Here is a 550-nt window from a genome sequence, read left to right as displayed (position 1 = left end):
GACACCGCGACAGTGACGGTGCGCGACAGCCCCGACCCCACCACCGTGGCCGTGACCACCAGCAACGTGACCGAAGATGATGCGGCCGTGACCTTTAACTTCCAGCTGAGCCATCCACCCCAGGCGGGCACAACGGCCAGCCTGACCGTGATGGTAGCGGGTGCGACTTATACGGTGAACGTGGATGCGAGCGGCGCCGGCAGCCTGGTNATTGGTGATCACCCTGGACAACGGGGCGACCCTTACCTTTGGTACCGATTATGTGGCGGGCACCGCGGTCAGCTCCACGCCGTTCGCGATTAATAATGGCGAAGACGTGTACGTCGATGGCAGCAGCTTCACCGTGGCGGTAGACAGCACCAGTGGCGGTAACTTCGAGCAGCTGGTGACCAGCGACACCGCGACGGTGACGGTGAGCGACAGCCCCGACCCCACCACCGTGGCCGTGACCACCAGCAACGTGACCGAAGATGATGCGGCCGTGACCTTTAACTTCCAGCTGAGCCATCCACCCCAGGCGGGCTCAGCGGCCAGCCTGACCGTGATGGTA

1 protein-coding gene is annotated in these 550 nt (G+C 63.8%); it reads left to right on the top strand.

What is annotated here, in order from left to right; genetic code table 11:
* Positions 1-214 precede the first annotated feature (214 nt).
* Positions 215-550 (top strand): immunoglobulin-like domain-containing protein (locus IEW52_RS15630; RefSeq protein WP_188631001.1); only part of this gene is annotated, 336 nt, incomplete at its 3' end.

The organism is Oceanisphaera marina (assembly GCF_014643915.1).
Lineage (GTDB): Bacteria > Pseudomonadota > Gammaproteobacteria > Enterobacterales > Aeromonadaceae > Oceanimonas > Oceanimonas marina.
Note: the sequence above shows the minus strand (reverse complement) of the source record. Positions and strands in the feature narration are given on the sequence as shown.